This is a genomic window from Cupriavidus sp. DF5525, from assembly GCF_040149425.2.
Classification (GTDB): Bacteria; Pseudomonadota; Gammaproteobacteria; order Burkholderiales; family Burkholderiaceae; genus Cupriavidus; species Cupriavidus pickettii_A.
Genome location: NZ_CP168265.1, coordinates 3,006,715 through 3,026,198 on the forward strand (window position 1 = coordinate 3,006,715; position 19,484 = coordinate 3,026,198).

18 protein-coding genes are annotated in these 19,484 nt (G+C 65.8%); 1 reads left to right on the forward strand and 17 read right to left on the reverse strand.

The features are described from left to right. Positions 1-3: 3 nt before the first annotated feature. The 5 genes from nusA to ABNX08_RS14010 form a co-directional block, all read right to left on the reverse strand. A complete protein-coding gene (nusA, locus tag ABNX08_RS13990; RefSeq protein WP_022535713.1) occupies positions 4-1,479 on the reverse strand; it encodes a transcription termination factor NusA in 1,476 nt (491 codons plus the stop codon). Then, complete coding sequence (rimP, locus tag ABNX08_RS13995) at positions 1,476-1,964, reverse strand: ribosome maturation factor RimP (RefSeq protein WP_022535714.1); 489 nt, start codon at positions 1,962-1,964, stop codon at positions 1,476-1,478. The genes nusA and rimP overlap by 4 nt, the downstream gene beginning before the upstream one ends. Before the next feature lie 303 nt (positions 1,965-2,267). Continuing rightward, complete coding sequence (gene rluB, locus ABNX08_RS14000; RefSeq protein ID WP_022535715.1) at positions 2,268-4,157, reverse strand: 23S rRNA pseudouridine(2605) synthase RluB; 1,890 nt, start codon at positions 4,155-4,157, stop codon at positions 2,268-2,270. Positions 4,158-4,162: 5 nt separating this feature from the next. Continuing rightward, a complete protein-coding gene (gene scpB / locus ABNX08_RS14005; RefSeq protein WP_041681523.1) occupies positions 4,163-5,122 on the reverse strand; it encodes an SMC-Scp complex subunit ScpB in 960 nt (319 codons plus the stop codon). 555 nt (positions 5,123-5,677) lie between these two features. Next, positions 5,678-6,436 (reverse strand): sulfite exporter TauE/SafE family protein, encoded by a 759-nt coding sequence (locus tag ABNX08_RS14010; protein WP_022535717.1) that lies wholly within the window; start codon positions 6,434-6,436, stop codon positions 5,678-5,680. 77 nt (positions 6,437-6,513) lie between these two features. On the opposite strand from ABNX08_RS14010, the gene fnr reads away from it, so the two are divergent. After that, complete coding sequence (gene fnr, locus ABNX08_RS14015; protein WP_022535718.1) at positions 6,514-7,239, forward strand: fumarate/nitrate reduction transcriptional regulator Fnr; 726 nt, start codon at positions 6,514-6,516, stop codon at positions 7,237-7,239. A 48-nt stretch (positions 7,240-7,287) separates the two neighbouring features. Here fnr and ABNX08_RS14020 read toward each other — a convergent pair whose 3' ends face one another. The 12 genes from ABNX08_RS14020 to odhB form a co-directional block, all read right to left on the reverse strand. Continuing rightward, positions 7,288-7,533 carry a hypothetical protein gene (locus ABNX08_RS14020; RefSeq protein ID WP_022535719.1) on the reverse strand — a complete coding sequence of 82 codons (246 nt, stop codon included), beginning with the start codon at positions 7,531-7,533 and terminating at the stop codon, positions 7,288-7,290. Next, on the reverse strand, positions 7,530-7,739 hold the full coding sequence (locus ABNX08_RS14025; protein ID WP_041681524.1) for a FixH family protein: 210 nt from the start codon (positions 7,737-7,739) through the stop codon (positions 7,530-7,532). Before ABNX08_RS14025 ends, ABNX08_RS14020 begins: the two co-directional genes overlap by 4 nt. Before the next feature lie 62 nt (positions 7,740-7,801). Beyond that, entirely contained in the window at positions 7,802-9,250 is a 1,449-nt protein-coding gene (gene ccoG / locus ABNX08_RS14030) for a cytochrome c oxidase accessory protein CcoG (RefSeq protein ID WP_022535721.1), read from the reverse strand. A 73-nt stretch (positions 9,251-9,323) separates the two neighbouring features. Further along, complete coding sequence (ccoP, locus tag ABNX08_RS14035) at positions 9,324-10,241, reverse strand: cytochrome-c oxidase, cbb3-type subunit III (protein WP_022535722.1); 918 nt, start codon at positions 10,239-10,241, stop codon at positions 9,324-9,326. 2 nt (positions 10,242-10,243) lie between these two features. Continuing rightward, the gene (locus tag ABNX08_RS14040; RefSeq protein WP_022535723.1) at positions 10,244-10,408 is read right to left on the reverse strand and encodes a cytochrome oxidase; all 165 of its coding nucleotides are present in this window, start codon (positions 10,406-10,408) and stop codon (positions 10,244-10,246) included. Positions 10,409-10,411: 3 nt separating this feature from the next. Next, a complete protein-coding gene (gene ccoO / locus ABNX08_RS14045) occupies positions 10,412-11,077 on the reverse strand; it encodes a cytochrome-c oxidase, cbb3-type subunit II (protein WP_022535724.1) in 666 nt (221 codons plus the stop codon). 18 nt (positions 11,078-11,095) lie between these two features. Then, positions 11,096-12,544: a cytochrome-c oxidase, cbb3-type subunit I gene (gene ccoN / locus ABNX08_RS14050; protein WP_022535725.1), complete on the reverse strand. Its 1,449-nt coding sequence runs from the start codon at positions 12,542-12,544 to the stop codon at positions 11,096-11,098. 151 nt (positions 12,545-12,695) lie between these two features. Continuing rightward, positions 12,696-12,842: a cbb3-type cytochrome oxidase assembly protein CcoS gene (gene ccoS, locus ABNX08_RS14055; RefSeq protein ID WP_010809469.1), complete on the reverse strand. Its 147-nt coding sequence runs from the start codon at positions 12,840-12,842 to the stop codon at positions 12,696-12,698. A 2-nt stretch (positions 12,843-12,844) separates the two neighbouring features. Then, on the reverse strand, positions 12,845-15,400 hold the full coding sequence (locus ABNX08_RS14060; protein ID WP_349604288.1) for a heavy metal translocating P-type ATPase: 2,556 nt from the start codon (positions 15,398-15,400) through the stop codon (positions 12,845-12,847). 103 nt (positions 15,401-15,503) lie between these two features. Next, positions 15,504-16,601 carry a cell division protein ZapE gene (zapE, locus tag ABNX08_RS14065; RefSeq protein WP_041681093.1) on the reverse strand — a complete coding sequence of 366 codons (1,098 nt, stop codon included), beginning with the start codon at positions 16,599-16,601 and terminating at the stop codon, positions 15,504-15,506. 90 nt (positions 16,602-16,691) lie between these two features. Further along, complete coding sequence (gene lpdA, locus ABNX08_RS14070; protein WP_022535728.1) at positions 16,692-18,116, reverse strand: dihydrolipoyl dehydrogenase; 1,425 nt, start codon at positions 18,114-18,116, stop codon at positions 16,692-16,694. Between the two features lie 100 nt (positions 18,117-18,216). Further along, positions 18,217-19,467: a 2-oxoglutarate dehydrogenase complex dihydrolipoyllysine-residue succinyltransferase gene (odhB, locus tag ABNX08_RS14075; protein ID WP_022535729.1), complete on the reverse strand. Its 1,251-nt coding sequence runs from the start codon at positions 19,465-19,467 to the stop codon at positions 18,217-18,219. Between the last annotated feature and the right edge of the window lie 17 nt (positions 19,468-19,484).

Genomic DNA, 19,484 nt, shown 5'->3' on the forward strand with positions numbered 1-19,484 from the left:
CCCTCAGTTAAACCAATGTTCCCGTGCTTTCATGATCAGCGCCTTGGCTTCTTCATCGTTGACACCGGTCATCTCGACCAGCTCGTCCACGGCCAGTTCGGCCAGGTCGTCACGCGTATGGATATTGCCTTCGGCCAGCTTGCCGATCAGTTCCGGGTTCAGGCCGTCGAGCGAGCGCAAGTCCTGCGACACCTCTTCCACCTTTTCTTCCCGGGCCAGTTCCATCGTCAGGAGCGCATCACGCGAGCGATTGCGCAGCTCGTTGACGGTGTCTTCGTCAAAGGCCTCGATCTCCATCATTTCACTGATGGGGACATAGGCCACTTCTTCCAGCGTGGAGAAGCCTTCCTCGATCAGGATGTCGGCAACTTCCTCGTCCACGTCCAGCTTGGCCATGAACAGCTTGCGTACGACATCGCTCTCTTCGGCCTGCTTCTGCGCCGATTCTTCCTGGGTCATGATGTTGATCTGCCAGCCGGTCAGCTCGGACGCCAGGCGTACGTTCTGACCGCTGCGGCCGATCGAGACGGCGAGGTTTTCCTCGTCGACCACCACGTCCATGCTGTGCTTCTCTTCATCGACCACGATCGACTGCACCTGTGCAGGTGCCAGCGCGCCGATCACGAACTGCGCCGGGTCTTCCGACCACAGCACGATGTCCACGGCCTCGCCGCCGATCTCGTTGCGCACCGCCGTGACGCGGGTGCCGCGCACGCCGACGCAGGTGCCGATCGGGTCGATGCGCTTGTCGTGCGCCACCACCGCGATTTTGGCGCGCACGCCCGGATCGCGGGCAGCGGCCTTGATCTCCAGCAGGCCTTGTTCCATCTCCGGCACTTCGTTCTCGAAGAGCTTGATCAGGAACTCGGGTGCGGTGCGCGACAGCTCGATCTGCGGCCCGCGCGCTGCGCGGTCCACATTCAGGATGTAGGCACGCACGCGGTCGCCGGTGCGCAGGTTTTCCTTCGGGATGATCTGGTCGCGGGCCAGCAGCGCTTCCACGCGGCCGGACTCGACGATCAGCCCCTTCTTGTCGGCACGCTTGACCGTGCCGGTCATGATCTTTTCGCCGCGATCCAGGTAGTCGTTCAGGATCTGCTCGCGCTCGGCGTCGCGGATGCGCTGCAGGATCACCTGCTTGGCAGCCTGCGCGCCGATGCGGCCGAACTCGACCGACTCGATCTGCTGCTCGATATAGTCGTCCAGCTCGATGCTGGGGTTCTCATCGCGGGCTTCGAACAGCAGGATCTGCTTGTCCGGCTCCTGCAGACCCTGATCATCGGGAACGACCAGCCAGCGGCGGAAGGTTTCATGCTCGCCCGACTCGCGATCGATCGCGACCCGGATATCCACGTCTTCTTCGAAACGCTTCTTGGTGGCCGAGGCGAGCGCCGCCTCCAGGGCACCGAATACCACATCCTTGTCGACGTTCTTCTCACGCGCAAGCGCATCGACGAGCAACAGAACTTCGCGGCTCATTGCTTGTTCCCTTTTCTTTGATTTCCTTTGAAGTCGAATACCGGCACCAGGCGTGCCTTGTCGACATCGGATACGGCAAATTCCAGCAGCGCCGGGCCATCCTTGCCCTCGAACTCCAGGCCGACCTTCTCCGCGCCCGCCTCCCCGGTGGGCGCCTGCAGGATCCCTGTAAAGTTCTTTTGCCCGTTGACCGGCAGGCGCAGCGTGATGCGCGCCTCTGCGCCGACAAAGCGGCCGTAATCGGCCAGCTTCTTCAGCGGCCGGTCCAGTCCGGGCGACGAGACCTCGAGGCGTTCATAGTCGACATTCTCGACCGTAAACACGTGGGTGAGCTGGCGGCTCACCTTTTCACAATCCTCGATGGCAATGCCGGTTTCAGGCTGATCGATGTAGACACGCAGAAGTCCGGCGGGGGCACGCTCGAGCTCAACAAGCTCATATCCCATGCCGTTAAGGGTGGTTTCGATCAAATCTGCCAGATGCACTGTTATCCCGAGTAATGGCCATCAACACCGTGGCAGGCAAACCCGCCGGTGCCGTCCGGGACGACCCTGCTGCAGCCCTGCCTGTCCGCCATCCGCGCCTCGCGCCGGAGCGCGGGGCCGAAAACGGGCGAACCAAAAAAAAATGGGCGCAATGCCCATCATTCGCCCATCCTCGACGAGGATGGCTTTTTGAATAGACTTGAATTATACGCTGATTATGTCGAAAAGGCAAAAGCCTGACATAGTCGCACACTGCGGGCTGCGCCGGCGGGTCTTTTACCCGCCATGAGCAGCATCGAGCACTCAGCGATTGCCGCCGCGGTTTCCCCCGCGGTTACCGCCGCCGCCGCCACCACCGCCGCTGCCACCGCCGCGCGGCGTGCGGTTTCCACCTGGCTTTGCCGCCTTCGGCATCACATTTCCGTTCGCTTCACCGCCGCCACGACGCGGCGGCTTGCCCTGCCCGCCCAGGCCGGCGCCACCGCCACCGCGCGCCTGGCGTGGGCCGGTGCCGCGCCCGCCGCCCAGATTGGCCGCGTGCGAGGTCAGTAGCGTGGGGCCGTGGCTGATATAGCCCATCGACGTCTTCATCGGATCCGGCTGGCCGCCGCGGCTGCCGCCACGGGCACCGCCCTGTTCGTAGCGTGGGAGGCCATCCATGCCGGTGTGCATCGGCATGCCGGCGATGGCGGCTTCGGTGCGCTGCTTGCGCCCGCCGACCTTGGTCGCGCCCTTGCTGGGCTGCTCGCTCTTGCCCGGCACCTTCAGGCCGACGCCGGCCATCAGCGCCTTGACGTCATTGGGCTCGACTTCCTGCCAGCGGCCGCGCTTGAGGCCGCGCGGCAGCAGGAACTGGCCGTAGCGGGTGCGGATCAGGCGCGACACGGTCAGGCCGACCGCCTCGAACATGCGGCGCACTTCACGGTTGCGGCCTTCGGTCAACGCCACGTGGTACCACTGGTTGACGCCCTCGCCGCCGCCATCGGCAATGCGCAGGAAGTTGGCTTCGCCGTCGTCCAGCTTGATGCCGTGCAGCAGGCGCTGGCGATCGGCCTCGGCCAGTTCGCCCAGCGTGCGCACCGCGTACTCGCGCTCCACACCGTAGCGCGGATGCATGAAGCGATTGGCGATATCACCCGAGGTGGTGAAGATCAGCAGGCCTTCGGTATTGAAATCCAGGCGACCCACCGCGACCCACTTGCCGGTCTTGATGCGCGGCAGGTTGTCGAACACGGTCGGACGGCCTTCCGGATCGGACTGGCTGACGATTTCCCCGGCCGGCTTGTGGTACAGCAGCACGCGGGGCGGTTTGGTCGACACCTTGCGATGGATCAGCTTGCCGTTCACGCGGACCTGGTCGGCCGGCAGGATGCGCTGGCCGATATGAGCAGGCAGTCCGTTGACCGAGACGCGGCCCTGCAGGATCAGCTCTTCCATCTCGCGGCGCGAGCCCAGGCCGCCCTCGGCCAGCACCTTGTGCAGCTTGGGGGCGTCGTCCTCGGCCGACAGCTCGCGCACCGGCTTGGCCTTGGTGCGCGGAATGACGGTGTCGTCCTTGTCGTACTGCTCGGAGATCACGAAGCGGAACAGGTCTTCGCTGTTCGCCGCACCCTTGTCCGCGCCGGGCTGGGCCTGGCCTTGCCCCTTGCGCTGCGCCTGCGGCTTGGCGCCGTCCTTGCGGCGGCCCTGCTGGCGGGCGCCGGCGCCCTGCACTTCGGCGGGCGCAGCGCCCTTGCCGGCGCGCTGCTGGCCCGGCTTGCGCTTGCGGCCGGCCTGCTCGGGCTTGTCGGCGCCTTCGCCCTTGGCGGCGCGGTCGATTTTCTCGGCCTTGGTGGTCGAGGCGTGCCCACCCTGGCTGCCCTGGCCACCCTCGCCCTGACCCGTCTTGCGCTTGCCGCGGCCACGCTGGCCACCGCGTCCGCCCGCAGGCGCCGCCGCAGACGCGGCGGCTGCCTCGCCGGCCTCGCCCTGCACCGGTGCCTCGGCACCTTCGGCGCGGCCGGCATCGCGATCCTGCGCTGCCTGGCGGCGAGATGCCACCAGGTTCCTCAGCCCGCGGCGCAGCCCCTTGCGGCGGGGCGCGGCTTCGCTGCCCGATCCGGGTTCTGCGGCGCCGGTATCGGCGGATGCACCCGCATGGCGGGCGTCTTGCTCTACGGAATCAGACAAGGTATTCACTATCGGATGTTGCATGTTGTTCAGTTCGGCACGCGCTCGTCGTGCTCGCTCGGGTGCGGCGGCGTACCGTCTTCTGGCAGTTCGCTGCGCGCCCCGTCCGGATTGGGTTCGGCCTCGGCAGGTTCGATAAGGTCATCCACGGGGTCAGCGCCTTCGCTGGCCTGCTGTCGCGGCTGGACGTCGAAACCATTGGCGGTTTCGGCGCCCTCGGTTCGTTCGGTGCTCTCGGTGCTCTCACCGGCGACCGGCGCTACCATCTCGCCAGCCTCGGCCGCCAGCCCTTCCGGCTGGCCTGCAACGCCCTGCGCCACGGGCGGTTGCAGCTCGGCAGCTTGCTGTTCCGCGGCGGGCGCCGGAACCGCCACAGGATCGGCAAACGCCTCCTCGTCGGCGCTGACTGGCTTGATCGCGGCCAGCTCCTCGAAATCGATGGCCTGCTGTTCCAGCAGGGCAGCCTGGGCCTGCGCCTGGGCGTCTTCCAGCGGCGGCAGTTCATCCAGCGTACGCAGGCCGAGATCGTCCAGGAACGCCTTGGTGGTCGCGTACAGCGCCGGCCGGCCCGGCACGTCGCGGTGGCCGATGACCTCGATCCAGCTGCGGTCTTCCAGCTTCTTGATCACTTCCGTGCTGACGGTCACCCCGCGGATCTCTTCGATATCGCCGCGGGTCACCGGCTGCCGGTAGGCAATGATCGCCAGCGTTTCCATCACCGCACGCGAATACTTTGGCGGTTTTTCCGGATTGAGGCGATCAAGGTATTCACGCATTTCCGGGCGGCTCTGGAAACGCCAACCGCTCGCCAGGGCCACCAGTTCCACACCGCGCTGGCGCCAGTCCTGGCGCAGCTCGTCGAGCAGCACGCGGATCGTGTCCGCACCGACGTCATCGTCAAACAGCCGTCGCAGATCATTGACGCGCAAGGGCTCCTGCGCGCAGATCAGCGCCGTCTCGAGGACGATCTTCGCCTCTTGGGTATTCATGTTGATGGTGTGCAGCCTGTCTTTGCACCTGCTCCCGGACGGATCCGGGGCACCGGAGATTTTGGATACAGCGATGCCGAATGCCATCGCCATCTCATTGCGCAGCTAACCCGGATGCCTGCCGCATCCAAGCCGTGCACTTCCCTTTCTTTGCATCGAATGCCGGGTCGGTCCGGCAGGAGATCGTTCGCAGGCCGTCTTGGGCCGGTCAGCGAACCCCTTGCGTCGCGCGCCCGCACTCAACGGACGATGCTGTCGGCGAACTGAACGCCTCGGACGCAAGAAAAAACGGATATCGGGAGCAAGGCCGGCATCTCCAACACCGCGGTGCCAGCCGGACTTTTGAGCCAGATCTTTTGAACCGGATGGACCGCGGGACGGGCCGGGCCTCGAAAACCTTCCGCTTCCCGTAGCCCCTGAGCGCGCCTTCTGATATGAAGGCCGCCTGGCGCTGCTCGCCACATCGCGCCGCGCGATACCGCAATGCAGGCGATTGTATGGCATTCCCGCCCCAGCCTGCAACCATCATCCGTTGCGCCATGCGGCGGCGGCGCCTCAGAACACCAGGCAGAAACCCTGCCCGGCCAGGGAATGTGGCAGCAGCACCGCTCGGGCGATGCCCAGCCCGCCGAACGCCATCACCGCGACCCCAGCCCCCAGGCGTATGCCACGCCGCCTGGACAGCGTGCGCAGGTAGCCCGACAGGCCGGACAGCACCAGCAGGTTGGGCAGCGTGCCCAGCCCGAACACGCCCATCACCAGCGCCCCCGAGCCGGCGTTGCCCGCCAGCAGTGCCAGCGTCAGCGCGCCATAGACCATGCCGCACGGCACCAGGCCCCAGGCCAGCCCCACCCCATAGCGCCGCGCCAGCCCGCCACGGGCCCGCACGAATGCCGGCATGCCGCCGGCCAGGCGGCCCAGCTGGCCAGCCACCGTAGCGGTGGCGCATGCCGCCAAGCGCTCGAGCCAGGCCAGGGTGAACGCATTGCCCTGAAGCAGCCGCCAGCCCGACCACAGCAGCATGGCGCTGCCCGCACCGAACAGCCAGCGCTGCACCGGCAGGTAGTCCTGCTTCCATGCGGTGGCACCGACCGCGCCCAACAACGCACCCAGCAGCATATAGGTCGAGATCCTGCCGATGTGCATTGCCAGCAACTCACCGAACCACGCGGTCCGGTTTTTCACGAAGTTCACCGTCGCGATGGCGTCGCGCCGCTGTTCCACCGCGAGGGCAAGGCCGCCACACATGGCGGCACAATGCACCCCGCCAAGCAGGGCCAGCAGAAAAACGCTAATAAGCACACCAAATGTCAATTCTGACTCCCTGCCGCATCACATCGCACGGTAAAATGTTGGGGTCGTGCCCTCGCAGCCATTCTTGCAGGTTCCAATTGCTCACCTCCATTCCCATTACCGAGATGTCGCCCCGTTGCTCCACATGCGCGATGGGGCAACTGTGCCTTCCGGTAGGCATGTCCCAGCAAGATCTTGCCAAGATGGACACGCTGGTGCAGGAACGCATTCGCGTTCATAAAGGCGAGACCCTGTACCGCATGGGCGATCCGCTCACCGCTGTCTATGCCATCCGCTTCGGTACGCTGAAGACGCACGTCACCACCGAAGACGGCCGTTCGCAGATTACCGGCTTCCACCTCCCCGGCGAAATCGTCGGCCTCGACGGGCTGGGTGAAATGCAGCACGCATCGGATGCCACGGCGCTGGAAGATACCGAAGTCTGCGTGGTGCGCATGAACGAACTGCAGACCTTGTCCGCCGGGCTGCCGTCGCTGCAGCACCAGTTCCTGCGCCTGATGGGCAAGGAGATCACGCACGACCAGCTGATGCTCGTGACGCTGGGCTCAATGCGCGCCGAGGAACGGCTGGCCGCCTTCCTGATCAACCTGTCCGAGCGCCTGTCGGCGCGCGGTTATTCGGCCTCCGAATTCGTCATGCGCATGAGCCGCGAAGAGATCGGCAGCTACCTGGGCCTGAAGCTCGAAACCGTCAGCCGCCTGTTCTCCCGCTTTGCCGAAGCGGGCCTGATCCAGATTCGCCAGCGCCACGTCAAGCTGGTGGACATCGCCGGCATCAAGCAACTCTACAGCCGCTCCTGCTGAGCGCGCATCGCACTGCCATCGCCGCACCGGCGATGGCAATTTCAAACGTCATTCAAGTTCGTCGGTATCGCTGAGCCGGGTCGGCATGGTGTAGAGCGTGAGCCCGCTGGACAGCGCGCAGAACGCCCACGCCAACAGGAAGCCGATCGTATAGACCGACTCGCGTGACGCGTCGACCGGGTGGCCGAAGAACTTCAGGTCGCCCGGATCCACGACCGAAAAGACCGTCGCGGTTGCAAAGCCCGCCATCAGGAACCCGGGCCACAGTACCCACATCAGCCAGCGCAGCCTCATGGTTGCCTCGCTGCGGCAGCCTTGCGCGGCGCGGCTCCGACCTTCTCGACCACCAGTCCATGCCGCGTTGCCCCCTGCACCGGCAGGTCAGGATGCGAGGACGCGAGCCAGATGGTCACGCCACACGCCACCATCGCCACCAGCGGGCCGCTCATCAACAGCCACGGCCACGGTTCCTTCCACCACGGATTGCCTTGCCGATTCATCTTGCCCCCCTTATCTGCAGCGGTGCGGCGCGGATCCATAACCGCGCCACACCATCCTAGCTTTACAAATCGCGCGGCACGATAAAACTGGTGGATTGCCGGATTTCGGCACTCCCCCGCTCCGTGCCTTCGCTCGTGACCGTCACGCTGATCTTGTGCGTACCCTGCGCCGCGTTCTCAATCGGAACGCGGATGCGGATCGGCAACAGCCGGTTGGAGGTCGGCGCCAGCGCTTCGGCCTGCTTGTCGTATTCAACCGTCAGGTTCTTCAGCTCGTCGCTGTCGGCGCGCACGCTGATGCGCATCGGTCCTTCGGTCGTGTTGATCAGCTGCAGCCGATAGACGTTCTCGATCCAGCGCCCTTCCACTTCGCGGCCCAGCGCGCCGCGGTCGCGGATGATGTCCACCTTCAGCGGCGTGCGCAGCGCAATCGAGGCCACGAAGCCCGCCATCAACGCAATCCAGATCACCGAATAGATGATCACGCGCGGACGCAGCAGCCGCTTGCGCGACGCCGCCGCGGACAGGCCCTTGCGCATCGCGTCTTCCGAGGTGTACCGGATCAGGCCGCGCGGATAGTCCATCTTGTCCATGACCTGGTTGCAGGCGTCGATGCAGGCGCCGCAGCCGATGCACTCGTACTGCAGGCCGTCGCGGATATCGATCCCGGTCGGGCACACCTGCACGCAGATGCTGCAGTTGACGCAATCGCCCAGGCCCGCCTTGTAGTGGTCGGTCTTGCGCGAACGACTGCCGCGCGGCTCGCCGCGGCCAACGTCGTAGGTGACGACATAGGTGTCGCGGTCCACCATCACGCTCTGGAAGCGCGCATACGGGCACATGTACTTGCACACCTGCTCGCGCATGAAGCCGGCGTTGCCCCAGGTGGCGAACGCGTAGAACAGCATCCAGAACGCCTGCCATGGCCCGAGCGAGAGCGCCAGTACCTCTCCGCCCAACTCGCGGATCGGCGCGAAATAGCCGATGAAGGTAAATCCGGTCCACAGCGCGATCAGTACCCACAGGAAGTGCTTGGTCGCTTTCAGGCGCAGCTTGCGCAGGCTCCAGGGATCACCGTCCAGGCGAATGCGTGCGATGCGATCGCCCTCGATCCGCCGCTCGATCCACATGAAGATCTCGGTGTAGACCGTCTGCGGACAGGCGTAACCGCAGAAGAGGCGCCCCGCGATCGCCGTGAACAGGAACAGCGCCAGCGCCGAAATGACCAGCAGCACCGCCAGGTAGATGACGTCCTGCGGCCACAGCACCAGCCCGAAGATGTAGAACTTGCGCGCCCCAAGGTCGAACAGCACGGCCTGGCGGCCATTCCATTGCAGCCAGGGCGTGCCGTAGTAGACCAGCTGGGTCAGGATCACCAGCCAGACCCGCCAGCTGGAAAAGGCGCCCGTCACCGAGCGCGGATAGATCTTGCGGCGGACCTCATACAGTGTTTCGTCAGAGGATTCGCCAGGCACAGCAGCCGACCGCTGTGGGTCGGCCGCCCGGGCCATCTCTTGCCTCCCGGGTGCGTTCATGGGCGTGGTCTCCCGCGGGCGGCCAGCGCCCGCTCACATGAGTCGCCTGTCATTGCCCGGCACCTCCGCCGGTATTGGACAGCCCCCAGACATAGGCGGTCAGCATCCGGATGCGCTCGGGCGTCAGGATTTCCTCATGCGCGGGCATGTGGTTGTTATGCCCCTTCAGGATGGCGTCGACGATGCTGGCTTCCGAGCTGCCATAGAGCCAGACCTTGTCGGACAGGTTCGGCGCACCCAGTGCCTGGTTGCCCTTGCCGCCGGCACCGTGGCAAGCCGCGCAGGTCGACTTGAAGGTGCCCTCGCCACGCGAGGCACGAATCGGATCCGACGACAGGCCCGACAGAGAACGCACGTACTGCGCTACGTCCCCTGCCAGCTTGGCGTCGATGGTCGCGGCAAACGGAGGCATGACGCCATTGCGGCCCTTCGTGATGGTCTGCTGGATCGTTTCCGGCTCGCCGCCGTAGAGCCAGTCGCCGTCGGTCAGGTTCGGGAAGCCGCGGCTGCCGCGTGCATCGGAACCATGGCATTGCGCGCAGTAGTTCAGGAACAGGCGCTGGCCGATCTCGCGCGCCTGCGGGTCGCCCGCCACCTGCTTGACGTCCATCTTCAGGTACTTGGCATAGATCTCCTTCTGCATCTGCTCCTGCGCCGCGCGGTGGGCGGCCAGTTCGCCTTGCGTCGAGGACTTCAGCACGCCGGCGTACGAACCCAGGCCGGGGTAGAGCACCAGGTAGGCCAGCCCGAAAATGCAGGTCAGCAGGAACATCCACATCCACCAGCGCGGCAGCGGGTTGTTCAGCTCGCGCAGGTCGCCGTCCCAGACGTGGCCGGTGTCCTCGGTGGCGCCGGCGGTCTTGGTGATCTTGCGTTGCGAGAACAGCAGCCAGACGCACCAGACGATGCCGACGAGCGCGATCGCGGCAATGTAGTAACTCCAGAAATCGGAAAAGAAATCGCTCATGGCTAGGTGTTCCGGCTCGATGTTGTCGTGGTTTCGTCAGGCAGTGCGAACGGCAGCATGGCGGATTCCCGATTGGCGGACTGCCGGCCGGCGGACCACGCCCACCAGCAGATCCCCAGGAAGACGACCATCGACACGACGGTCGCAATGGCAGTGATCATGGCCATGGCTTACTCCTTGGCCGGTGCCGGGGCAGCGGCGGTTTCAACGCGCACGTTGCGGCGGTTGGTGCCCAGCCCTTGCAGGTAGGCCACCAGCGCGTCTTCCTCGGTCTTGCCCTTGAGCTCGTCCGGTGCCTTTGCAATCCCGGCTTCGCTGTAGGGGACGCCCAGCTTGACCAGTGCGCGCATGCGCGCCTGGATATCGTTGGTGGGCAACTCGGCCTTTTCGAGCCACGGGTAAGACGGCATCACCGATTCCGGCACCACATCGCGCGGATTGCGCAGGTGGATGCGTTGCCAGTCATCCGAATAGCGGCCGCCGACGCGCGCCAGGTCAGGCCCGGTACGCTTGGAGCCCCACAGGAACGGATGGTCGAAGACCGACTCGCCAGCGGTGGAGAAGTGGCCGTAGCGCTCGGTCTCGGCCTGCAGCGTGCGCACCTGCTGCGAGTGGCAGCCGACGCAGCCTTCGCGGATATAGATATCCCGGCCCATCAGCCGCAGCGGCGAATACGGGGTGATACCCGGATCCGGCTCGGTGGTGGAGTGCTGGAAGAACAGCGGCACGATCTGGACCAGACCCGCGATGCTGACCACGAGGATCGTGCAGATGATCAGCCAGCCGATGTTCTTCTCCAGCGTTTCGTGGGAAAAGAATCTTTGTTTGTCGGACATCTTTCTATCCTGGATTGATCAGTGGGCAGAGGCAGGAATGCTGGCCGGGATCGGTGCATCCACGGCACGCTTGCCGACGATGGTCTTGACCGTGTTGTACGCCATCAGCAGCATGCCGGACAGGAAGCAGACGCCACCGAGCAGGCGGATCAGGTAGAACGGGTACTTGGCTTTGACCGCTTCCACGAAGGCGTAGGTCAGCGTGCCGTCAGGCTGGGTGGCACGCCACATCAGGCCCTCCATCACGCCGGCGATCCACATCGAGGCGATGTAGAGCACCACGCCGATGGTCGCGATCCAGAAGTGCCACTCGATCAGGCGCACGCTGTACATCTGCTTCTCGCCAAAGAGCCGCGGAATCAGGTAATACAGCGAACCGATGGAGATCATCGCCACCCAGCCCAGCGCGCCCGAGTGCACGTGGCCGATGGTCCAGTCCGTGTAGTGCGACAGCGCGTTGACGGTCTTGATCGACATCATCGAGCCTTCGAACGTGGCCATGCCGTAGAACGACAGCGCCACCACCAGGAACTTCAGGATCGGGTCGGTGCGCAGTTTGTGCCAGGCGCCCGACAGGGTCATGATGCCGTTGATCATGCCGCCCCACGAGGGCGCCAGCAGGATCAGCGAAAACACCATGCCGAGCGACTGCGCCCAGTCCGGCAGCGCGGTGTACTGCAGGTGGTGCGGACCGGCCCACATGTAGGTGAAGTTCAGCGCCCAGAAGTGGACGATGGACAGGCGGTAGGAGTAGATCGGGCGCTCGGCCTGCTTGGGAATGAAGTAGTACATCATCCCGAGGAAGCTGGTGGTCAGGAAAAAGCCCACCGCGTTATGGCCGTACCACCACTGGATCATGGCGTCCTGCACGCCGGCGTAGGCCGAGTAGGACTTCCACAGCGACACCGGCATCTCGATGTTGTTGACGATATGCAGCAGCGCGATGGTCAGGATGTAGGCGCCGAAGAACCAGTTGGCCACGTAGATGTGTTTGGTCTTGCGCTTGACGATGGTGCCGAAGAACACGATCGCGTAGGCGACCCAGACCGCGGTGATCAGCAGGTCGATTGGCCATTCCAGTTCGGCGTATTCCTTGGAGCTGGTGATGCCCAGCGGCAGCGTGATGGCGGCGGCGACGATGACCAGCTGCCAGCCCCAGAACGTGAAGGCGGCCAGCGGGCCGCAGAACAGCCGTGTCTGGCAGGTACGCTGGACCACGTAGTACGACGTGGCGAACAGCGCGCTACCACCAAAGGCAAAGATCACCGCATTGGTATGCAGCGGCCGCAGGCGGCCGAACGACAGCCAGGGCGTGTTGAAGTTGAGTTCCGGCCAGATCAGCTGTGCTGCCAGCAGCACGCCGACGGCCATGCCGACGATCCCCCAGACTACTGTCATGACAGCGAACTGTCTTACGACGCCGTAATTGAAGGTGTCGACGCGTGAAGACGCGGCAGTGACATCCATTCAGACCCCCAAGCTTAGAGAAGAGAAAAAACCTACTGACGGTGTGACTTTAAAAAAACCGTACGGTCGGTGCGTTGATCTTTATCAAGTCGGTCAGGGCACCTGGTGAACCTCGCCGGCATTGCCATGTCGGAGGCGCACGGCGGCGCACTCACGGCTTGTCGTTGTCCAGCAAAATCGATTCGGCGGGCCGGTCCAGGTCGTCATACTGCCCCGCATGCAAGGCCCACCAGAGCGCGCCGGCGATCACCACGACCAGCACCAGGCTCATCGGCACCAGCAGGTAGAGCGTTTCCATCGTCAGCTTCCCTTGCGCCCGGCGCGCAGCAGGCGCCAGGCGTTGGCCACCACCAGCAGCGACGACAGCGACATGCCGATGCCGGCCATCCAGGCCGTGACAAAACCTGTCGCCGCCAGCGGAATGGCAACCACGTTGTAGAAGAAGGCCCAGCCCAGGTTCTGGCGCACCACGCGACGCGTCTTGCGCGATACCGCCAGCGCGGTGGCGATCTCGGCCACGCCGCCGTGCGTCAGCACTGCGTCGGCACCGGCCTGCGCCAGCGGCGCGCCGCTGCCGATCGCTACCGACACCTGGGCCTGCGCCAGCACCGGCGCATCGTTGATGCCGTCGCCTACCGCGAGCACCACCGCTCCGCCCTGCTGCAGCCGCGCCACATAGTCGCGCTTGCCTTCGGGCGTCACTTCGCCGGCCACGCAGTCGATGCCGAAGTGCGATCCCCACCAATCCACCGCCGCGGCGTTGTCGCCCGAGACCAGATGGCAGCGCACGCCCAGCTCGCGCAACCGTGCGAGCAACTGCGGCGTCTGCTGCCGCTCGATATCGGCGAGCACGAAGCGCGCGAGCGGGCCGGAATCAGCGCCCAGCCACACCACGGTGGCACCGGGATGGGCCGGTTCACCGCCGTGCGCCGGGGCCTGCCTGCCATCGGGCGCCAGCGCTGCCACGAAATCGGCACGGCCGAGCCGCAGGCGACTGCCACCCACCACAGCCTCCAGCCCCTGGCCGGGCACGTTGCGCATGCCAGTTACCTGGATGGGCAGGCCAGTGTTGTCTTGCACCGCAGCCACCAGCGCGCGCGCGATCGGATGTTCGCCCCCGCGTTCCATCGCCGCGGCCAGTGCCAGGCAGCGCGCCTGGTCGAGGTCGGCCAAAGGTTGCACCCCGGCCACGGCAAAGCAGCCTTCGGTCAGCGTTCCGGTCTTGTCGAGCACCACGTCGGTCACGCGCGCCAGCGTTTCGAGCGCATGGGCGCGCGTCAGCAGCACGCCGCACCGCGACAGCGCCGCACCGGCCGCGGCCAGCGCCGCCGGCGTAGCCAGCGACAGTGCGCACGGGCAGCTGACCACCAGCACCGCAATCGTCACCAGCAATGCGCGTGAAGGATCGATCCACAGGCCCCACACCACGCCGGTCAGCGCCGCCAGTGCGAGCAGCGTGGCCACGAACCAGCTCGCGACGCGGTCGGCCAGCGTCGCCAGGCGCGGCTTCTCCGCCAGCGCGCGGTCCAGCACGGCGACGATCTCGGCCAAACGGGTGCCGGCGCCGACGCGCGTGACGCGCACTTCCAGCGGGCTCGCGGTGTTGTAGCAGCCGGCCAGCACGGTTTCCCCGGCGCAGCGGCGCACCGGGCGGCTCTCGCCGGTCAGCATGGATTCATCGAGCTCGCTCGCGCCCGCCACGACGGTGCCGTCGGCGGGAACGATCTCGCCCGCCTTGACCCGGATAAGGTCGCCCACGCGCAGGCGCGCCACCGGCACGCGCTCGCCCGTGGTGCCCATGCCGGGCAGTCGTTCACAGGTGGCGGGCAGCTGGCGCGCCAGCATCTCGGCGCCGCTGCGCGACGCCTGTCGCACGCGCAGTTCCAAGTAGCGGGCCAGCAGCAGGAAGGCGACGAACATCGTCACCGAATCGAAATAGACTTCGCCGATGCCGCGCACGGTGGCCAGCGCACTGGCGACAAAGCCCGCGCCGACGCCGATGGCCACGGGCACGTCCATGCCCATATGACGCTGGCGCAGGCTGCGCCAGGCGCCGGCAAAGATCGGCGAGGCTGCATAGAACACGACCGGCAGCGTCAGCGCGAAGCTGGCCCAGCGCATCAGTTGCAGCTGGCCCGGGTCGATGGTGGCTTCGTGGGTGTAGATCGGCCACGCGTACATCATCACCTGCATCATGCCTAGCATGGCGACGGCCATGCGCATCAGCAGGCCGCGGCGGGCGCGGCGGTCCTGCTGGTCGGTGCGCGAGACTTCGAACGGCCAGGCCATGTAGCCGATGCCGGCCAGCGCGGCCAGCAGCCCCGCCACCGTCTGGGCGCCGTCGCGCCAGCGCACCACCACGCGCCGGGTGGCGACGTTGGCGACCGCGGATTCCACCCCCGGCTGCCGGCTGAGGTGCTGTTCGATCAGCCACGCACAGGCGGCGCAGCGGATGTTCTCCGGCGCCAGCGTGATCTCGGCGCGGCCGCCGTCCAGCGGCCGCACGAACTGGTTGCGCAGCTCAGGGGTGTCGTAGGCGGCCCAGATCGGCTCGGCCTCGCGCCGGGCATCGTCGTCGATCGGGCGGGCAAATCGGGCTTCATCGCCGTAGAGATGGGAAAAACCGGCGGCGTGCAGCGTCTGGGCCAAGGCCTGGCATCCGCCGCAACAGAACACGCGGCGGGTGCCGTCCAGTGCGGCGGCGAGCGGCTCCGGATCGGTTACGGGGAGGCCGCAATGGAAGCACGCAAGCTGCGCGCCGCTGCCGGCCAAGGCACTACCCGCCGGATCGCGGAGCGCTGGCGAGGGGTTGGAGGCCAGCAGGCTGGCAGGGGGGCTGGTGGCTGGGGACGGCATGGGGACCTTTTTTACCCAGTGCAGGGTATAGGGAGGTCCCGGCATCGACCTTGATATAGGTCAATGCGGCCCGGCTATCGTCGCGCCGGGCCGGAAAAAACACTCAGGTGAGCGAGGTGTCCATGGTGCGGCGCTCGGACTCCAGGTACTCACGCGACTGCATCTCGATGATGCGCGACACGGTCCGGTGGAACTCGTTGGCCATCTGGCCTTCGGTGTAGAGCTCGTCCGCGGGCACTTCAGCCGACATCAGCAGCTTGACCTTATGGTCATAGAAGACGTCGATCAGCCAGGTGAAGCGGCGAGCCTCCGACGACATGCGCGGCGTCATGCGCGGCACGTCGGACAGAATCACAGTATGGAACTGGGACGCCAGCTCCAGGTAGTCGTTCTGTGAGCGTGGGCCGCCGCACAGCGTGGCGAAGTCAAACCACACAACGCCGTTGGCCTTGCGCAGCGCGCGCAGCTCGCGGTGCTCGATATGCAGCAGCGGCGATTCGTCGGCCACGCCGGCGATCGAGGTAAAGGCATCGCGCAGCGCGGAACTGGCGTTGGCGCCGAGCGGCGTGTGGTACGCCTGCACCTGCTCCAGCGCGCGCTTGCGGTAATCGATGCCCGCGTCGACATTGAGCACGTCGAGCTTCTGCTGCAGCAGCGCGATGGCCGGCAGCACGCGGTCGCGGTGCAGGCCATCCGGATACAGCAGATCCGGGCGGTAGTTGGAGGTCATCACGAACTGCACGCCGTTTTCGAACATCTGCTGCAGCAGGCGGTGCAGGATCATCGCGTCGGCGACGTCGCTGACGTGGAATTCATCGAAGCAGATCAGCCGGAAGCGGCGCGCGATACGTTTAGCCAGCTCGTCCAGCGGATCCGGGCGGCCGCGCAGCTCTTCGAGCTGGCGATGGACCTCGCGCATGAACTCGTGGAAATGCAGCCGCGTCTTGCGCACCACCGGCACGCAGGTATAGAAGCTGTCCATCAGGAAGGACTTGCCGCGCCCCACCCCACCCCACAGGTAGACGCCCTTGGGCACGTCGGGACGGACCAGCAGCTTCTTCAGCGCGTTGTTGCGGCGGCTCTTGTAGGCCACCCACTCGTCGTAGCACTGCTGCAGCCGGGCCACGGCGCGCAGTTGCGCTTCGTCGGACTGGTAGCCGCGCTCCTTCAGTTCCTTCTCGTAGTACTCGGTGACGTTCATGCTAAGGGGTCCCTGCGGGACGGCCCGCAAGTGAAAACGGCGCGCCGCGGATGCGGCGCGCCGGTACTCAGGCAATGCGAAGCATTCGCCTTACATATTAAGCTGACGCTTGTCGACGGCCAGCGCGGCTTCGCGCATGACTTCCGACATCGACGGGTGCGGATGGCAGACGCGGCCGATATCCTCGCTGGCGGCCTTGAACTCCATCGCTACCACGGCTTCAGCGATCAGGTCCGAAGCGTTGGCAGCCACGATGTGCACGCCCAGGATTTCGTCGGTCTTGGCATCGGCCAGCATCTTGACGAAGCCCTCCGGATGGCCCATGCCCAGCGCACGGCCGTTGGCCATGAACGGGAACTGGCCAGCCTTGAACTCACGGCCTTCGGCCTTGAGCTGGGCTTCGGTCTTGCCAACCCATGCGATTTCCGGGAAGGTGTAGATCACCCACGGAATGCAGTTGTAATCGATGTGCGGCTTCTGGCCGGCGATGCGCTCGGCCACGGCCACGCCTTCGTCCTCGGCCTTGTGCGCCAGCATCGGGCCGCGCACCACGTCGCCGATGGCCCACAGACCCGGCACCTTGGTGGCGCAGTGGTCGTCGACCTCGATGAAACCGCGCTGGTCCACGCCCAGGCCGACAGCGTCCAGGCCCAGGTTGTCGGTGTTGGGCACGCGGCCGACCGAGACGATCAGGCGATCGACTTCCAGCGTCTGCGCGGCGCCGTCCTTGTCGGTATAGCCGACGGTGACGCCATTCTTGCCGGTCTTGACTTCGGTGACATTGACGCCGAGGCTGAACTTCAGGCCCTGCTTGGTCAACAGCTTCTGCGCCTCCTTGGCCACGCCTTCATCGCAGGCGCCCAGGAAGGCCGGCAGCGCTTCCAGCACGGTCACGTCGGCACCCAGGCGGCGCCATACCGAGCCCAGCTCCAGGCCGATCACGCCGGCGCCGATCACGCCCAGCTTCTTCGGCACGGACGGGAACTTGAGCGCGCCCTCGTTATCGCTGATGAGGTCGTTGTCAACGGGGATGCCCGGCAGGTGGCGAGCCTTCGAGCCAGTGGCGATGATCACCTGCTTGGCGGTCACGACTTCACCGGCGATCTCGACCTGGAAGCCCTCGGCGGTCTTGCCAACGAACTTGCCGTAGCCCTTGAGCAGCGTCACCTTGTTCTTGCGGAACAGGAACTCGATGCCCTTGGTCATCCTGCCGACGACGTCATCCTTGCGCTTGAGCATCTTGGCCACGTCGACCTTGACGTCGCTCACGGTGATGCCGTGGTCGCCCAGGTGGTGCTGGACGTTCTCGACCTCTTCCGAGGAAGCCAGCAGCGCCTTGGAGGGGATGCAGCCCACGTTCAGGCAGGTGCCGCCCAGGCGCGGTTCGCTCTTGGGATCGTCGTACGCGTTGCCTTCGCAGCAGGCCACGTTCAGGCCCAGCTGGCCGGCACGGATCGCGGCGATATAGCCGCCGGGGCCGGCGCCGATCACCAGCACGTCGAATTGTTTGCTCATGGATTTCCTTTGTGGGCGCCGGCAGCATGTGCCGGCGCGCCGTCAACACTGGAGATGCGAGATGTGCCCCGCGCGGCAGGCGCGCGGGGGGACCCGGTTATTACAGGTCCAGCAGCAGGCGGGCCGGATCTTCCAGCGCGTCCTTCATGGCGACCAGGCCGAGCACGGCTTCGCGGCCGTCGATGATGCGGTGGTCGTAGGACATTGCCAGGTAGTTCATCGGACGGATCACGATCTGGCCGTCTTCCACCACCGGGCGGTCCTTGGTGGCGTGCACGCCCAGGATGGCCGATTGCGGCGGGTTGATGATCGGGGTCGACAGCATCGAGCCGAACACGCCACCGTTGGAGATCGAGAAGGTACCGCCGCTCAGTTCGTCCAGCGACAGCTTGCCGTCACGGGCCTTGACGCCGAACTCGGCGATCTTCTTCTCGATGTCGGCCAGGCTCATCTGGTCGGCATTGCGCAGGATGGGCACCACCAGGCCGCGCGGCGAGCCCACGGCGATACCGATGTCGAAGTAGCCGTGGTAAACGATGTCGTTGCCGTCGATCGAAGCGTTGATCAGCGGGAACTTCTTCAGCGCGTGCACCGCGGCCTTGACGAAGAACGACATGAAGCCCAGCTTCACACCGTGTTCCTTCTCGAAGCGGTCCTTGTACTTGTTGCGCAGGTCCATCACCGGCTTCATGTTCACTTCATTGAAGGTGGTGAGGATGGCGTTGGTGGATTGCGACTGGAGCAGGCGCTCGGCGATACGGGCGCGCAGGCGGCTCATCGGCACGCGCTCTTCCGGGCGGTCGCCCAGCGCGGCAAAGTCGACCGGGGCCGAAACCTGCTGCAGCGCCGGCTTGGCCGCGGCCGGAGCCGGGGCGGCCTTGGCGGCCGGGGCAGCTGCGGCGGCCAGCGCGTCACCCTTGGTGATGCGGCCGTCCTTGCCGGTGCCGGCGACCTGGCCAGCCGACAGGCCGGCTTCGGCCATCAGCTTGGCAGCCGACGGCATGGCCACGCCGCCAGCGGCGGCTGGAGCGGCGGCGGCAGCGGCCGGTGCCGGGGCAGCGGCGGCAGGAGCCGGAGCGGCAGCAGCCGGAGCGGCGGCGCCAGCGGTGGCTTCGGTGTCGATCTTGGCGATGATCTCATCGGCCACGACAGTGTCGCCGTCGTTCTTGACGATCTGCGAGAGCACACCAGCCGACGGGGCCGGCACTTCCAGCACGACCTTGTCGGTTTCGATTTCGATCAGGATTTCGTCCTGGGCGACGGCTTCGCCAGGCTTCTTCTTCCAGTTAAGCATGGTCGCTTCGGCGACCGATTCGGACAGTTGCGGAACCTTGACGTCAACAATAGCCATGGTTGTGAATTCCTCGT

What these genes read in the sequence shown, in the direction of transcription:
- nusA (WP_022535713.1), bottom strand. Translation starts at nt 1,479, where the DNA reads ATGAGCCGCGAAGTTCTGTTGCTCGTCGATGCGCTTGCGCGTGAGAAG.
- rluB (WP_022535715.1), bottom strand. Translation starts at nt 4,157, where the DNA reads ATGCAACATCCGATAGTGAATACCTTGTCTGATTCCGTAGAGCAAGAC.
- scpB (WP_041681523.1), bottom strand. Translation starts at nt 5,122, where the DNA reads ATGAATACCCAAGAGGCGAAGATCGTCCTCGAGACGGCGCTGATCTGC.
- ABNX08_RS14020 (WP_022535719.1), bottom strand. Translation starts at nt 7,533, where the DNA reads ATGAGGCTGCGCTGGCTGATGTGGGTACTGTGGCCCGGGTTCCTGATG.
- ABNX08_RS14025 (WP_041681524.1), bottom strand. Translation starts at nt 7,739, where the DNA reads ATGAATCGGCAAGGCAATCCGTGGTGGAAGGAACCGTGGCCGTGGCTG.
- ccoG (WP_022535721.1), bottom strand. Translation starts at nt 9,250, where the DNA reads ATGGCCCGGGCGGCCGACCCACAGCGGTCGGCTGCTGTGCCTGGCGAA.
- ccoP (WP_022535722.1), bottom strand. Translation starts at nt 10,241, where the DNA reads ATGAGCGATTTCTTTTCCGATTTCTGGAGTTACTACATTGCCGCGATC.
- ABNX08_RS14040 (WP_022535723.1), bottom strand. Translation starts at nt 10,408, where the DNA reads ATGGCCATGATCACTGCCATTGCGACCGTCGTGTCGATGGTCGTCTTC.
- ccoO (WP_022535724.1), bottom strand. Translation starts at nt 11,077, where the DNA reads ATGTCCGACAAACAAAGATTCTTTTCCCACGAAACGCTGGAGAAGAAC.
- ccoN (WP_022535725.1), bottom strand. Translation starts at nt 12,544, where the DNA reads ATGGATGTCACTGCCGCGTCTTCACGCGTCGACACCTTCAATTACGGC.
- ccoS (WP_010809469.1), bottom strand. Translation starts at nt 12,842, where the DNA reads ATGGAAACGCTCTACCTGCTGGTGCCGATGAGCCTGGTGCTGGTCGTG.
- ABNX08_RS14060 (WP_349604288.1), bottom strand. Translation starts at nt 15,400, where the DNA reads ATGCCGTCCCCAGCCACCAGCCCCCCTGCCAGCCTGCTGGCCTCCAAC.
- zapE (WP_041681093.1), bottom strand. Translation starts at nt 16,601, where the DNA reads ATGAACGTCACCGAGTACTACGAGAAGGAACTGAAGGAGCGCGGCTAC.
- lpdA (WP_022535728.1), bottom strand. Translation starts at nt 18,116, where the DNA reads ATGAGCAAACAATTCGACGTGCTGGTGATCGGCGCCGGCCCCGGCGGC.
- odhB (WP_022535729.1), bottom strand. Translation starts at nt 19,467, where the DNA reads ATGGCTATTGTTGACGTCAAGGTTCCGCAACTGTCCGAATCGGTCGCC.